The sequence below is a fragment of the Rhizobium centroccidentale genome, assembly GCF_030182565.1.
Classification (GTDB): domain Bacteria; phylum Pseudomonadota; class Alphaproteobacteria; order Rhizobiales; family Rhizobiaceae; genus Rhizobium.
In genome coordinates, this window is the sequence record NZ_JAQJCG010000002.1 from 277,167 (window position 1) to 292,260 (window position 15,094).

General features: G+C 61.1%; 12 protein-coding genes and 1 pseudogene. 6 read left to right on the forward strand and 7 right to left on the reverse strand.

Annotated features, from left to right (window positions below):
• Positions 1–94 precede the first annotated feature (94 nt).
• Positions 95–709: a TetR/AcrR family transcriptional regulator gene (locus tag PH562_RS03210; RefSeq protein WP_285171390.1), complete on the reverse strand. Its 615-nt coding sequence runs from the start codon at positions 707–709 to the stop codon at positions 95–97.
• Positions 710–854: 145 nt separating this feature from the next.
• Here PH562_RS03210 and PH562_RS03215 point away from each other — a divergent pair, with 145 nt between their 5' ends.
• Entirely contained in the window at positions 855–1,592 is a 738-nt protein-coding gene (locus PH562_RS03215; protein WP_285171391.1) for an SDR family oxidoreductase, read from the forward strand.
• A 144-nt stretch (positions 1,593–1,736) separates the two neighbouring features.
• On the opposite strand, the pseudogene PH562_RS03220 reads toward PH562_RS03215, so the two are convergent.
• Both PH562_RS03220 and PH562_RS03225 read right to left on the reverse strand, forming a co-directional pair.
• Positions 1,737–1,993, reverse strand: a pseudogene (locus PH562_RS03220) (GIY-YIG nuclease family protein).
• A gap of 382 nt (positions 1,994–2,375) precedes the next feature.
• Positions 2,376–4,841 carry an ATP-dependent helicase gene (locus PH562_RS03225; protein WP_285171393.1) on the reverse strand — a complete coding sequence of 822 codons (2,466 nt, stop codon included), beginning with the start codon at positions 4,839–4,841 and terminating at the stop codon, positions 2,376–2,378.
• A gap of 362 nt (positions 4,842–5,203) precedes the next feature.
• Between PH562_RS03225 and PH562_RS03230 the strand changes: the two genes are divergently transcribed.
• From PH562_RS03230 to PH562_RS03245, 4 genes are all read left to right on the forward strand, one after another.
• Positions 5,204–6,370 (forward strand): efflux RND transporter periplasmic adaptor subunit, encoded by a 1,167-nt coding sequence (locus PH562_RS03230; RefSeq protein ID WP_285171394.1) that lies wholly within the window; start codon positions 5,204–5,206, stop codon positions 6,368–6,370.
• A gap of 17 nt (positions 6,371–6,387) precedes the next feature.
• Complete coding sequence (locus PH562_RS03235) at positions 6,388–9,522, forward strand: efflux RND transporter permease subunit (RefSeq protein ID WP_285171550.1); 3,135 nt, start codon at positions 6,388–6,390, stop codon at positions 9,520–9,522.
• A gap of 241 nt (positions 9,523–9,763) precedes the next feature.
• Positions 9,764–10,777: a flagellin N-terminal helical domain-containing protein gene (locus PH562_RS03240; RefSeq protein WP_285171396.1), complete on the forward strand. Its 1,014-nt coding sequence runs from the start codon at positions 9,764–9,766 to the stop codon at positions 10,775–10,777.
• A gap of 194 nt (positions 10,778–10,971) precedes the next feature.
• Positions 10,972–11,640: a YiaD family glycine zipper/OmpA-like lipoprotein gene (locus PH562_RS03245; protein ID WP_285171397.1), complete on the forward strand. Its 669-nt coding sequence runs from the start codon at positions 10,972–10,974 to the stop codon at positions 11,638–11,640.
• Between the two features lie 58 nt (positions 11,641–11,698).
• On the opposite strand, the gene PH562_RS03250 is transcribed toward PH562_RS03245, so the two are convergent.
• A complete protein-coding gene (locus PH562_RS03250) occupies positions 11,699–12,106 on the reverse strand; it encodes a DUF2000 family protein (protein WP_095435238.1) in 408 nt (135 codons plus the stop codon).
• A gap of 14 nt (positions 12,107–12,120) precedes the next feature.
• On the opposite strand from PH562_RS03250, the gene PH562_RS03255 reads away from it, so the two are divergent.
• Complete coding sequence (locus tag PH562_RS03255; protein WP_483315310.1) at positions 12,121–13,008, forward strand: AraC family transcriptional regulator; 888 nt, start codon at positions 12,121–12,123, stop codon at positions 13,006–13,008.
• 16 nt (positions 13,009–13,024) lie between these two features.
• Here PH562_RS03255 and PH562_RS03260 read toward each other — a convergent pair whose 3' ends face one another.
• Genes PH562_RS03260 through PH562_RS03270 form a run of 3 tightly spaced genes read right to left on the reverse strand, consistent with a single transcriptional unit; the run spans position 13,025 to position 15,055 of the window.
• On the reverse strand, positions 13,025–13,750 hold the full coding sequence (locus PH562_RS03260; RefSeq protein WP_285171399.1) for an amino acid ABC transporter ATP-binding protein: 726 nt from the start codon (positions 13,748–13,750) through the stop codon (positions 13,025–13,027).
• Entirely contained in the window at positions 13,728–14,387 is a 660-nt protein-coding gene (locus PH562_RS03265) for an amino acid ABC transporter permease (RefSeq protein WP_106998235.1), read from the reverse strand. Before PH562_RS03265 ends, PH562_RS03260 begins: the two co-directional genes overlap by 23 nt.
• Positions 14,384–15,055, reverse strand: coding sequence for an amino acid ABC transporter permease (locus PH562_RS03270; protein ID WP_285171400.1), 672 nt, complete (start codon positions 15,053–15,055; stop codon positions 14,384–14,386). The genes PH562_RS03265 and PH562_RS03270 overlap by 4 nt, the downstream gene beginning before the upstream one ends.
• Positions 15,056–15,094 lie beyond the last annotated feature (39 nt).

Consider the following 15,094-nt stretch of genomic DNA (forward strand, 5'->3'; position numbering starts at 1 on the left):
GCATGCGGATTCTGCAATGCTGCAATGCAATCGCTTGCAAAGACGGAATGTCTAGCCACACTTTCCGGCTTTTGGGCTCGCCTTCGATTCGATATCAGTCGAGGCTGTGTAAATAGCCAAGAACGGCGCGTTTTACGCGCAGAGCCAGCTGGTTTCTATCCTTGTCGCCATGGTCCCCTGCGGCATCGACCATTCCCTTAATGATGGCGACCACGTCGCGGCTGGCCACTTCGATATCGGCCTGCGGCGGCAAATCCCGTCGCAGCAGGGTTGCGCGCGTGAGCTCCAAGAATCGCCGCTTGACCGCTTCGGTGGCGGCATCGAGCGGCAGCCGCGCTTCCTCGAAATCGAGCAGGCGGGCGAGCGCCGGCCGGCGAAGCTGCTGCTCGACGCAAGGGAGGATGAGAGCCGATAGGGCCTCTCTGCCGGTGGCTTTGTCGGCGGCAATTTCCGCCTCTGCGACGAGGCGGGAAGTCTCGCGCAGGATCAAGGCGCCGATCAGCGCATCCCTGCGTGGAAAATATTGATAGAGCGAGCCGACGCTGACACCGGCCTTCTCAGCGACGGCATTGGTGGAGAAGGCCTCATGGCCGCGCTCTTCCAAAATGCGAGCCGCAGCCTCCACGATCGCTTCGACTGTTGCAAGCGACCGGGCTTGCTTTGGCGCTTTTCTCGGCGTGGCGCGGCTGTGGAGCGGGCTTTCGGACATGTTCCTGGAATGCGAGTAGCAAAAAGCGAATTATCGCTCATATTACAGGTCGCGACCCAACGAAAGAAGCGTTTCAACGACATGCAGGGATTGAGTTCCCAGGCATGGCGGAGAGCGCGTGTACGAACGACAAGGAAATTGACGCATGTCCAACGAAATTAGATCAGCGATCGTAACCGGCGCATCCAAGGGCATCGGCGCCGCCATTGCGAAGCAGCTTGCCGCCGACGGCTTTCAGATCGTCGTCAATTACGCATCGAGTTCCGAAGAGGCGGCCGATGTTGTCGCCGGTATCGCTGCGGCGGGTGGTCGCGCGATTGCAGTCCGTGCCGATGTCGCCGATGCCGCGGCCGTGACCGAATTGTTCGATCGCGCCGAAGCGGAGTTCGGAAAGGTCGACGTGCTCGTCAACAATGCCGGGATCAGCAAATTCTCGCCATTGGCCGAGGTTTCGGATGAGGATTTTCGGCAGCAGGTCGCGGTCAACTTGACGGGAACCTTCAATGGAATGCGAGAAGGGGCGAAGCGGGTGCGCGATGGCGGCCGCATCATCAATCTCTCCACCAGCATCATCGGTCACTACTCCCCCGGCAACGGCGTTTACGCCGCGACCAAAGCGGCGGTGGAGGCGATGACCCATATCCTTGCCAAGGAACTCGGTCCGCGCGGCGTCACGGTCAATGCGGTCGCGCCGGGGCCGATCGCGACCGAATTGCTGTTCAAGGGAAGATCCGAGGCACTGATCCAGCGGCTGATAAACGACATTCCGCTCGGACGCCTGGGGCTGCCGGAGGATATCGCCCAGATCGTATCGTTTCTGGCCGGGCCGCAGAGCGGCTGGATCAACGGCCAGATCATCAGGGCAAATGGCGGGCGCAACTGAAGTGGCGTAGTGGGATGCAGTAGCCTTTGTGCGGCATCACCCGCTACCGTCAGAAATGCGAGATTCGGATTGTGGTTGAAGGACTGGGATGCACAGGCGAGGGGGAAGCGTGAGGCTTCACCAGAGCTCGTAGTATAAATCTCGTCAGTCCGGATTTGTCTTTTCGATCAGCTCCACTTTCCACTGGCGATACCAGCGTTTCAGGGACTTTTCTCTTTGTATGGCGAAACGATGTCGGCGTGGTCTTCATACCATACGAGCCGTGTGCATCCGTATTTCCACGCGAAGCCAGGCGTCAGACCTTCTCGATGTTCGTAGATGCGGCGTTCGAGATCGGCGGTGACACCGATGTAAAGCGTGCCGCGTTTGTGGTTGGTGGTGATGTAAGTGTATCCACTCATGCGTGTAGGGTGTTGGTTGAGACGATAGCCGTCAAGGGCTAGAATGAGCAGGCAGTGTTGCGTTTGCCACCCTTGCCCCACCCCACACTCCGTCATCCTCGGGCTTGACCCGAGGATCCAAACGCAGGCCTCGTTGCTTGGGGATGAAATCGGCGTGCCAACGGTTTGGTCACGACCGTCGCATTGCACTCTTGCCGTGATTCAAACTGGTAGCGCACTTGGTGGAAGCGCTTGTGCGTGGATCCTCGGGTCAAGCCCGAGGATGACGGAAGGGATGGGAGATGAGGAGCCCCACAGTGGGTTCGACGCGTGCACTTTGAACTAGGATGGACCAGGGCGCCTGTCACCGCGCCTCTGGTCTCTACCCAGAGGCCTCGTCGTCTCAAACCCTCTCCACAAACCCATCCAACACCCTTTTCTGCCCGGCGCGGTCGAATTCGATGGTCAGCTTGTTGCCCTCGATTTCCGACACATTGCCGTTGCCGAACTTGATGTGGAAGACGCGGTCGCCGATGGCGAATTTGGAGGGTTCGGAGGAGGTGGATTTGGCCACCAGCTCGCCGTCGATGGTGCGCACCTTCGGGCCGCTTTCGCCGTAGCCGATGCGCTCGACCGCATGGCCGGAGCGGCTGCCCCAGTTGTCGCGGGTCGCATCGTTGCGGTTGGCTTGGGCGCGTTTCCAGCCGGGCGTGGAATAGGTGTTGGCGAAGGGATCAGCCTTGTCGAAGCGGGACTGGCCGTAGCCGCCGCGGCCGTACCCGCCATAGGATTGCTCGACTTCGGCGACTTGAACATGCGTTTCCGGCAGTTCGTCGAGGAAGCGGGAAGGGATGGTCGATTGCCATAGGCCGTGGATGCGGCGGTTGGAGACGAACCAGATGTGGCAGCGGCGCTTGGCGCGGGTGATGCCGACATAGGCAAGGCGGCGCTCTTCCTCCAGGCCGGCGCGGCCGCTTTCGTCCAGCGAGCGCTGGTGCGGGAACAGGCCTTCCTCCCAGCCGGGCAGAAACACGGTGTCGAATTCCAGACCCTTGGCGGAGTGCAGCGTCATGATGGAGACAGCGTCGAGATTCTCGTTCTGCTCGGCATCCATGACGAGGGCGACGTGCTCGAGGAAGCCGCGCATGGACTCGAAGCTGTCCATGGAGCGGATGAGTTCTTTCAGGTTTTCCAGGCGCCCCGGCGCTTCCGCCGATTTGTCGTTCTTCCACATGTCCGTATAGCCGGACTCTTCGAGAATCTGCTCGGCAAGATCGGTATGCGGCGTGTTTTCGAGCAGGCTCTGCCAGCGGCGGAAGGATTGGACGACGTCGAACAGCGCCTTGCGCGCCTTCGGCTTCATCTCATCCGTCTCGATGATATCAGCCGCTGCCGCCAGCATCGGGATATCGCGCACGCGGGCGTAATCGTGCAGGGTGCGGACGGTGGTGTCGCCGAGGCCGCGCTTCGGCGTGTTGATGATGCGCTCGAAGGCGAGATCGTCGGCGGGCTGGCAGACGAGCCGGAAATAGGCCATGGCATCGCGGATTTCGAGGCGCTCGTAGAAGCGAGGGCCGCCGACGACGCGATAGTTCAGGCCGAGCGTGACGAAACGATCTTCGAACTCGCGCATCTGGAAGGAGGCGCGCACGAGGATGGCGATGTCGTTGAGATTGTGCTTGTTGCGCTGCAGCTGCTCGATCTCTTCGCCGATCGCGCGGGCTTCCTCCTCGGAATCCCAGGAGGCATGCACCTGCACCTTGATGTCGTCCGGATCGGAGCGGTCGGTGAACAGCGTCTTGCCGAGCCGGCCCTCATTATGAGCGATCAGATGCGCGGCAGCGCCGAGAATATGCTCGGTGGAGCGATAGTTGCGCTCGAGCTTGATGACCTTGGCGCCTGGAAAATCCTTCTCGAAGCGCAGGATGTTGTCGACTTCCGCACCGCGCCAGCCATAGATCGACTGGTCGTCGTCGCCGACGCAGCAGACATTCTGCGGCTCGCCCTTCTGCCGCTGCGCCAGCAGGCGCAGCCACATATATTGCGCCGTGTTGGTGTCCTGATACTCGTCGACCAGGATGTAGCGGAAGCGCTGGTGATAATCCTTGAGGATATCAGGATTCTGCCTGAATATATTGATCGGATGCAGCAAAAGATCGCCGAAGTCGCAGGCGTTCAGCGTCTTCAGGCGGTTCTGGTAGGCGGCATAGAGCTCGCGGCCCTTGCCGTTGGCAAAGGCGCGGGCGTCACCCTCCGGAATATCGGCGGGGCTCAGGCCCTTGTTCTTCCAGGTGTCGATCATGCCGGCAAATTGCTTGGCCGGCCAGCGCTTGTCGTCGAGCCCTTCGGCCTGGATCAGCTGCTTGATCAGGCGGACGACATCGTCGGTATCAAGGATCGTGAAGCTGGAAGTGAGGCCGACCAGTTCCGCATGACGGCGCAGCAGCTTCACGCCGATCGAGTGGAAGGTGCCGAGCCAGGGCATGCCTTCGACCGCGCCGCCGACGAGCAGCGCGATACGCTCTTTCATCTCGCGGGCCGCCTTGTTGGTGAAGGTGACGGCGAGGATCTGGCTGGGGAAGGCGCGGTTGGTGGAAAGGATATGGGCGATGCGAGTGGTCAGTACGCGCGTCTTGCCGGTGCCGGCGCCGGCAAGCACCAGGACGGGGCCGTCGAGCGTTTCCACGGCTTCCGTCTGTTCGGCATTGAGGCCTGAGAGATAATCGGGCCGGCGGCCGCTGTCGCGTGCTGCCATGGCGCGGGCTGCAATGCCGCCGCCGTTGCTGCCGGCAGCCGGCGCAGAACGGCGCGGCGCCATGTGCTCCGGCTCCTCGTCAAAGAAGGGAATATCATCATGTCCAATGGTCATGCGGCCCAATGTAATGATTCTACCCCGAAAGGCAAAAGAAACGGGCCGAAATTAGAACAAAAAGTGCACATTCGCAGGGCATAATGCTCGACCGAGGGCTGTTTTTCATGTGGGAAAGGATCGGCCCTTACGCCGAGTAAAACGTCTCGTTGTCCGCACCAAGATTACAACTTTGTCATAATCTGTCGCAGAACTTGCTGCATATGTACAAAAACACGATATTGCAGCAAATCGGGCACAATCTTGCGTTATGGAGCCGCCCGAACCGAGATTGGCCCTGTAAGTGCGCTGGGTGAGAGGGGCCATACTAAAAACTAACGACGCGATTTCATCGCCTCTGACACAACGAGCCGGAAACGTGCATGACCGCCTGGAAGCAGCTTTCCTTGTCTTTTCTCTTGCTGGCAGCTGGCATAGCCGCTGTCGTGGCCTTCATGCCCAGCGCGGCGGGCCTGCTGCAGAAGATCGGCGTTCCCGAGACCGTCGTGGCCTGGATTGCTCCGCACCACGACTCGGCGGACGGAAAGGCGGAGACGAAGGCAAGCTCCGGCGGACGGCGCGGCCAGAACATACCGCTTGTCGTCACTGAGCCTGTGGTCAGCGGCGTCGTCAACGATCGCCTGAGCGCCATCGGTACCGGCGACGCCATCCGCTCGGTCGTCGTCATGCCGCAGGCGGCGGGCACGATCCGGGAAATTCTCATAAAGTCAGGCGACAGGGTGAAGCAGGGGCAGGTGCTGGCGCGTCTCGACGACGACGAGCAGATCATCGCTCGCGGTCAGGCGGAGGTGGCGCTGAAGAGCGCCGTCGAAAAATCCCAGCTCTACCGCAACATCAAATCCACCGTCTCGCGCATGGATGTGTTCGATGCGGAGATCGTGGAGCAGGGCGCCAAGCTAGCGCTGCAATCGGCCGAGCTGGCGCTGAAGCGCCGTGATGTGGTCGCACCGATCGACGGAATCGTCGGCATAGTGCCGGTGGTCGTCGGTGACAACGTGACGACGACGACCAATATCGTGATGCTGGACGACCGCTCGGAAATCCTGGTGGATTATTGGGTGCCGGAACGCTTCGCCAACACCGTGAAGGTCGACCAGCCGGTGGAAGCGACGTCGGTGGCGTTGCCGGGGCGGGCATTTTCGGGCGTTGTCGAGGCAGTCGACAATCGTGTTGACGGCGCGAGCCGGACGCTGCGCGTGCGCGCCCGCATCGACAATGCCTCCGATGTTCTGCGCGCCGGCATGTCCTTTAACGTCGGCATGCGCTTTGCCGGGGAATCCTATCCCTCCGTCGATCCGCTCGCCGTCCAATGGGATGGAGCGGGTGCGCATGTCTGGCGCGTCGTCGATGGCAAGTCCTCGAAGGTGCGCGTCAGCATCGTGCAGCGCAATCCGGATGCGGTGCTGGTCCGCGGCGATCTCCACAATGGCGATCTCGTCGTCATCGAGGGATTGCAGCGCGTGACTGAAGGCGGCGAGGTTCGCTTTGCCCGCGATGTCGCCCAGGCCAAGGAGGTCATCACCCAATGATGACCGATGGCGATGACATGACGGATGCCGGCTCGGCGGCGGCCAAGCAATCCTTTACTGCACTCTTCGTGCGCCGGCCGATCCTGGCGTTGGTCTTCAACACGCTGATGGTCGTCGCCGGTCTTGCCGCTTATTTCGGCGTCGAGGTGCGCGAACTGCCCGATGTCGACCGACCGGTCGTCACGGTCAGAACCGTGTTCGACGGCGCGTCGCCGCAGACGGTGGATCAGGAGCTGACGAAGATCATCGAAGGGGCGGTCGCCCGCGTCAGCGGCCTGAAATCGGTCTCCTCCAGCTCGTCCTTCGGGCAGAGCCGGGTAACGCTCGAATTTTCCGACGCGACCGATCTTTCGGTCGCCGCCAACGATGTCCGCGATGCGATCGGCCGTATCACCGAACAGTTGCCGGATCAGGCGGATGCACCGCAAATCGTCAAGGCGGATTCGGATTCGCAGCCGATCATGCGGCTTGCCGTCACCTCGAGTACGATGACGATGGACGACCTGACGCAGCTCGTCGACAAGGAGATCACCGACCGGCTGGCCTCTGTCGAAGGCGTTGCCGATGTCGAGCTTTACGGCGATCAGGAGAAAATCTTCCGCATCGATGTCGATCAGGCCGCCCTCGCGAGCCGGGGCCTCACCATCGGCGACCTGACGACGGCGCTTGCGACCGCGGCGCTCGACGTGCCGGCTGGATCGTTGAAGAGCGCGCGCCAGGATATCGTCGTGCGCGCAACGGCTGCATTGCAGACGCCGGAGGATTTCGCCCGGCTGATTATCAAGGATCGCGTGCGGCTCTCCGATGTCGCGACCGTGACGCTTGGGCCGCGGGATGGCACGACCGCGCTGCGCTCCAATGGCGTGCAGGGTGTCGGTCTCGGCATCATCCGTCAGGCGCAGTCGAACACGCTGAATATTTCCGAAGGCGTGAAGGCCGTCGTTGCGCAGCTGTCTAAATCGCTGCCCGAGGGTACGCGCATCGTCGTCACCAGCGATGACGCGCTATTCATTCAGGGCGCGATCCACGAGGTCATGCTGGCGCTGGTCCTGTCGGCGCTGATCGTCACGGCGGTCATCTATCTCTTTCTGCGCGACTGGCGGGCGACGCTGATCCCGGTGGTCACCATGCCGGTGGCGCTGATCGGCACGCTTGCCGCGCTCTATATGGTCGGCTTCTCGGTCAATATCCTGACGCTGCTGGCGATCGTGCTGGCAACCGGCCTCGTGGTCGATGACGCCATCGTTGTGCTCGAGAATATCGTCCGACGCAGGGCGGAAAAGATCGGACCACGCGCCGCTGCCGTGCTTGGCACACGTGAGGTCTTTTTCGCGGTCATCGCAACGACGGCAACGCTTGCCGCCGTGTTTATACCACTCTCCTTCCTGCCGGGGCAGGTGGGCGGCCTGTTCCGCGAATTCGGCTTCGTGCTTGCCTTCTCTGTAGGCCTCTCATCGATCGTGGCGCTGACGCTGTGCCCCATGCTTGCCTCGCGCATGCTGACCAAGGAGATGCGCGAGGAGCATGGCGCGCTCGGGCGTTTCGGCGAGCTTTTCTCCAGTGTCTATCGTCGTACCCTCAAGGCCTGTCTCAATGCGCCTTTCGTCGTCATCGTCTTCTGTGCCGTGTTTTCAGCTGCAGCCGTCCTGGCATTCGTAAACGTCAAGAGCGAGCTGACGCCGAGCGAGGATCGGGCGATGGTCATGTTGCGTCTCACCACGCCACAAGGCGCAGGCCTCGATTATACCAAGGATCAATTGCAGCGCGTCGAAGAGCGGCTGCAGCCGCTGATGGACAGCGGCGATATACGAAATATCTACGCGATTTCAGGCATGAACAGCCAGAAGAACAGCGGCTTCATGGTGCTGGCGCTGGCGCCTTGGAGTGAGCGTCATCGTACGCAGCAGGATATCGTCACCGACATCAACAAAGCCATGGCAGGCGTGCCGGCTCTTCGCGGCAATGTCATCCAGGCCAACAGCCTGAGGATACGCGGCGCCGGCAGCGGTGTGCAGATGGCGCTCATCGGCAACAATCACGAAGCGCTGACCGAAGCAGCGCTGAAACTCGTGCAGGAGCTCGACAAGACAGGCCAATTCGATACGCCGCGGCTGAACAACGAGCCGACACAGGCTCAGGTCTCGGTCACCATCGATCGTGAGCGCGCCTCCGATCTCGGGGTCGACATCTCGGGTCTTTCGGTGGCATTGCAATCGCTGCTTGAGGGGCGCTCCGTCGTCGACGTATTCGTCGCCGGCGAATCCTATCCGGTGCTTCTGACGTCGACCATGCGGCCGATCGACGATCCCACGGATCTCGAAAATGTCTTCCTCAAGACCGGCGACGGCAAGATCGTGCCGATGTCGGTCATTGCGTCGTTGAAGGAGAATGCGGTTGCGCCGCAGCTGACCCGCGAGCAGCAGCTGGCTTCGGTTGCGATCACGGCCGGGCTCAAGAACGGCATGTCGCTCGGGCAGGCGGTCGAGGAGATCACACGGATCGCGACGCCACTCCTGCCGCCTGGTTCGCGGTTGATGCCGCTCGCCGAAGCTGCGACACTGGAGGAAAATTCCAGCGGCATGGCCCTGACCTTCGGTTTTGCCATCGTCATCATCTTCCTGGTGCTTGCCGCGCAGTTCGAAAGTGTGCTGTCGTCGGTCATCATCATGTCGACGGTGCCGCTCGGCCTTGCCTGTGCCGTCTTTGCGCTCGTCATCACCGGATCGAGCCTCAACATCTATAGCCAGATCGGCCTGGTGCTGCTTGTCGGTGTCATGGCCAAGAACGGCATCCTGATCGTCGAGTTCGCCAACCAGCTTCGCGACAGGGGCGGAAGCGTGCGCGAGGCGATCGAAAAAGCCTGCGCACTGCGTTTGCGCCCGGTCATGATGACGATGATTGCGACCATCTTGGGTGGCGTGCCGCTTGTCTTTGCCGAGGGGGCCGGCGCAGAAGCCCGCGTCGCGCTCGGCTGGGTCATTGTCGGCGGCCTTGGGTTTGCGACCCTGGTCACGCTCTACATCACGCCCGTCGCCTATCTGCTGATCGCCCGCTTTGCCAAGCCGCAGACGCATGAGGAGCAGCGTCTGCATGACGAGATGTCGAACGCGGCGCTGCGCGCGAAGCTCACCGATCTTCGCGCGGCGGAGTAGGTCGGCAGGTTGCGCCCGTTGCAGCCGTTGCGCTTATTTATGGTAAATCACGTGTCTCGTTTAGCGCTTTTTTAAGCATGTTTGCTAATCATAGCGGTATGTAACCGCTGGAGTGCAGGTGTTGTTTTTGCCTCGCTCCCCGTTCGCCGACACGCTCGGCCCGCGCGCATGAGCGCCCGCGGCAAGGTTCCGATGTCTCCTTGTATTTGTTGCGTATTGTTGCGTCCGGAGTTCATTTGCCGTGAGTATTTTTTCGACCTTCATCAGGGTCAGTCCCTCTGTGAATACAGCGCTGGAAGTGCTGAGGGGCACCCAGACCAAACTGGGTAATGCCGAGCGACAGATGTCGTCGGGCCTACGGGTTCAGTCGGCCAGAGACAATGCCACATACTGGAAAATCTCGACTTTGACGCATACCGATATCGGCGCGATTTCGTCGGTTCAGGATGCGCTTGGTCTAGCCGCCTCGACCGTCAGCACCGCTTCCACGGGTGTCAGCAGCGCGATCGACGTCGTGACCGAAATCAGGACGAAGCTCGTCGGCGCCTATGAGACCAGCGTCGATAAAACGAAGCTCAACGACGAGATCACCGAGCTCAAGCAGCAGCTGCGCAGCGTCGGGGAGTCGGCCACGTTCAACGGGGTCAACTGGACCGTGCTGCAAGACGGTGCGGACCCGACTGATCCCCATGAAATTCCAGGCTCCCTTATCCGGGGCACCAACGGCACCGTGACGATCGGCATGCTGAGCTATGCGGGCGTCAGCTCGACGACCGGGCCGATCACCTCAGCCGATGCGCGCTATCTGATCGATGATCAGTCGAGCGGTACCGGCGGATATGGCGTGCTGACGTCGACGTCTTTCGCCACCGAAGCCGGAGCGGCCAAGAATTATGTGCTGATCAGCAGCAAGAACGGCAATACGAGCGGCCAGGTGGAGATTTCGCTCGATGCCAATACGACCGGGGGCGCCATTGTCGACATGGTCAACACCGTGACGGGAATGCTGAACCAGCTCAAGACGATCGGATCCGCCTTCGGCTCCCTCGAAGCGCGTATCAATCTTCAGACCGAGTTTGCCAAGAATCTCAACGATTCGCTGACCAGCGGCGTCGGCAAACTCGTGGATGCCGATATGGAGCAGCAGTCGAGCAAGGTTCTGGCGCTGCAGGCCCAGCAACAACTCGGGCTGCAATCTCTGGCGATTGCCAATGCGAGCTACAATACGGTTCTGCAGCTCTTCCAGAATCACTGATTGCAGGTGTGCGGCGTCGAAGTTGGTGGGGTCGGAAATGGCAGGCTCCACGCTTCCGGATGAGCCGGCTTCGCCAAAAAGCTTTGCCGACGCTCTATGCACAGGGGACAAGGGTCTGGATAAGATTTCTCTTCATGATATTGCCGCAATGCTTCATATCTGCTGCGGCCATCGAACCGGAGAGCGACGATTCTATGATCAAGAAAATTGCTATTTTTGCCCTAGCGGCAGCCTTTTTGAACGCATGCACCACCACCGACCCCTATACGGGTGAGCAGAAGGTATCGAATACCGCAGGCGGTGCGGCGATCGGCGCCGGTGTCGGCGCCGTTGCCGGCCTTCTGATCGGCCATTCGCCGGCCTCGCGCCGGAATGCCGCGCTGATCGGCGCAGGCGTCGGTGCGCTCGCAGGTGCGGGCATCGGCAATTATATGGACCAGCAAGAATCAGAGCTGCGTGCACAGCTGCAAGGCACCGGCGTTTCGGTCACCCGCGTCGGCGACCGCATCATCCTGAATATGCCGTCGGCAATCACTTTCGACATCGACCAGGACGCGATCAAGCCGGAATTCTTCTCGACACTGAATTCTGTCGCGATCGTTCTGCGCAAGTTCAACCGCACGCTGATCGACGTCAACGGTCATACGGATTCGACTGGCAGCCTGCAGCATAACCAGGATTTGTCCGAGCGCCGCGCCGGATCGGTCGCGTCCTACCTCGGCAGTCAGGGCATCGATCAGCGCCGCATGTCGGCCATCGGCTTCGGTCCATCGCAGCCGGTTGCAACGAATGCGACCGAGGCCGGTCGCGCGCAGAACCGCCGCGTCGAGATCCAGATCGCACCGATCACGCAGAACGGCTAAGCCTTTTCAACAAAGACGGCCGGGTCTCACGATCCGGCCGTTTTCCTTGCGCATCCGATCACGCGTGCATGCTCGCGCCCTTGGTGATCTTGTCGACGATTTTCTTGTCCGCGCGCAAGGCGATGCCGACGACCTTGGCATCTTCCGGTGCGAATTCGGAAAAGACGGCACGGTTGGCCGCGTCATGGCCGGTTGAAAACATTTCCTCTATGAAGATGGAAGACGTGACGCCTCGCTCCAGCGAGCGGCGGTGAATGGCGGCAATGCTCTCCTTGTCAGCCGAGAGCACGATGATGGGCTGGATCGATAAAGCGTTGTAGACGTTGCCGGTGCGATCGCGATAGGCTTCTCCGATGATATCGGGATTTTGTCCGGCTATGCCTGTCGACAGGAAGGCCGTTACATTCAGCTTTTGCCAGGATTGAAGGTCGCTTCGCAGAACGATCGCGATTTTGGTATCGAACATCGATGGTCACTTTCATGCAGTCTGGAAATGGGACATTGCACGAGGATGTAACCGGACAGATCTTCGAGGGTCTTGAACGTTTGTGCGTGACGCCGGAGGCCAACCGCATCCTCTCCGCGCCGGCCTATCCGGGTATTGAGCGCATCCAGGCGCAGTTTCGCGGCGATGCTTTCGAGCTGCATCGGCACGATACCTATGCGCTCGGCGTCACCATGCGCGGCGTGCAGACGTTCCGCTATCGCGGCGAACAGCGTTACAGCCTGCCGGGGCGGGTGATCATCCTTCATCCGGACGAGCTGCATGATGGCGGGGCAGCGACGGAGGACGGGCTGGTCTATCGCATGCTCTATCTGGAGCCATCGGTAATGTTTCAATGCCTTGAAGCGGCGCGTGTCGGCCTGCCTTTCGTCGATGACCCCGTGGTGGAAGACAACCGTCTCGCCGGCTTGTTGCTGGCAGCGCTCGGCGAGCTCGATCGCGAGCTGGATGAACTCTTCGTCGACGATTTCGTGTCGCGGCTCACCGACGGACTTGTCCAGCATGCCCGTTTGCCGCAACGGCCCTTGGGCAGCATTGCGTGGGGGCAGGTGAAGGCAGCGCGGGATTATCTCGAGGCGCATGTCACGCGGGGCGTGCGCTCGCAGGAATTGGAGCGCATCACCGGCCTCGATCGCTTTGCGCTGGCGCGGCATTTCCGTGCCGCCTTTGCAACAAGCCCGCATCGGTTCCTGCTGATGCGGCGGTTGCAGCAGGCAAAGGCGATGATCGGCGCGGGAGAGCCGATCGCGGAGGTGGCCACGGCAACGGGATTTGCCGATCAGAGCCATCTGACCCGGCATTTCAAGAAGGCGTTCGGCATCGCCCCGGGTGCCTGGAACACTATGGTTCAAAGAACCGGTTAGCCGGGCTTGCCGGCTCTCAATGCAGGCCGAGGAACTGCTTGAGCTCTGGTGTTTGCGGATTGGCAAAGACTTCGCCCGGCGGGCCGATTTCGTGCACGCGCCCCTGGTGCATGAAGACCACGCGCGAGCAGACGTCCCGAGCGAATTTCATCTCATGGGTCACCATCAGCAGCGTCATGCCTTCGCTGGCCAGTTCGCGCACGACGGCGAGAACTTCCGCGACCAGCTCAGGGTCCAGCGCGGAGGTGATTTCATCGCAGAGAAGCGCGATCGGCTGCATGGCGAGTGCTCTTGCAATGGCGACGCGTTGCTGCTGGCCGCCGGAAAGTTCATCCGGATAGGCGTCGAACTTGTGCCCGAGGCCGACACGGTCGAGCATGCGCCGCGCCATCGCCTCGGCTTCGGCTTCGGCGGTCTTCTTGACGACCATCTGCGAGAGCATGACGTTGCGTCCCGCGCTCAGATGCGGGAAGAGATTGAACTGCTGGAAGATCATGCCGACCTTCAGCCGGAGCGCCTTCAGATGCAGGTCGTCAGGCAAAAGCTGCGCGCCTGCGACGGAGATCGAGCCGTCATTGATTGTCTCCAGCCCGTTGATGCAGCGCAGAAGAGTCGATTTTCCCGAACCGCTCTTGCCGATGATGGCGATGACCTCGCCGGGTTCGACATCGAGGTTGATGCCCTTCAGGACTTCATTGGTGCCGAAGCTCTTGCGGACTTCAGTGATTTCGATGAGCGACATTGAGCTTCCTCTCCAGGATCTGGCTGCTTTTCGACAGCGGCCAGCACAGGGCGAAATAGATGAGCGCGACAAAACCATAGACGGTGAATGGCTGGAAGGTCGCATTGGTGATGACGGTGCCGGCTTTGGACAGCTCGACGAAGCCGATGATGGAGGTCAGCGCCGTGCCCTTGACGACCTGCACGGAGAAGCCGACCGTCGGCGGCACGGCGATGCGCAGCGCCTGGGGCAGGATGACGTAGCGCATCTGCTGCAGATAACCCATGCCAAGACTTGCCGATGCTTCCCATTGCCCCTTGGCGACCGCCTCGACGCAGCCGCGCCAGATTTCTGTCAGGAAGGCAGCCGACCAGAGGGTGAGCGCGACGCCGGCAGCCAGCCAGGCCGGCACGTCGATGCCGAAAAGCCCGAGACCGAAGAAGGCCAGAAAGAGCTGCATCAGCAGCGGCGTTCCCTGAAACAGCTCGACGAAATATCTGACCGCGATGCGGCCGGCTTTGGCCTTGCCGATGCGGAGGAACAGCAGGATTGCACCAACAATGGCGCCGCCAGCGAAGGAGACGAGCGACAGCAATATCGTCCAGCGTGCGGCCAGGAGCAGGCCGCGCAGGATGTCCCATGTAGTGAACTGGATCATTGGCGGACCCTGCGTGGAAAGATCAGCTTGCCCACAGCCGCGAGTATCTGCCGGAGCAGGATTGCCAGCGCGAGGTAGATCGCCGTGGACACGAAATAGGCTTCGAAGGCGCGGAACGAACGCGACTGGATGAAGTTTGCCGCGAAAGTCAGGTCCTCGGCGGCGATCTGCGAGACGACGGAGGAGCCGAGCATGACGATGACGACTTGCGACGACAATGCCGGCCAGATGCGCTGCAGGGACGGAACGAGGACGACATGCCGGAAGGTCTCGAACCGGGTCATGGCAAGGCTGGCGCCGGCTTCGAACTGACCGCGGGGCGTTGCCTGTATGCCGGCGCGGATGATCTCGCAGCTATAGGCGCCGAGATTGATAATCATGGCGAGATTGGCGGCGGTCATCTCGTTCATCTGGACGCCGATGCCGGGCAGGCCGAAGAAAATGAAGAAGAGCTGGATCAGAAACGGCGTATTGCGGATCAGCTCGACATAGGCAGCCACGAAGGGTTTGAGCCAGCTCGGGCCAAGCGCGCGAGCCCAGGCGCAGGCAATTCCGAGGAGAATGCCAAGCACAGCGCCGATAAGGGTCAGCTCCACCGTGACGAGAACGCCCTTGATCAGCGTGGGATAGTATTCGGCAAGCCAGCCGAAATCGAAATGATAGCGCATGGTAGGAAGCCTTACTCAAACCGGTCACGCCGCCGGATG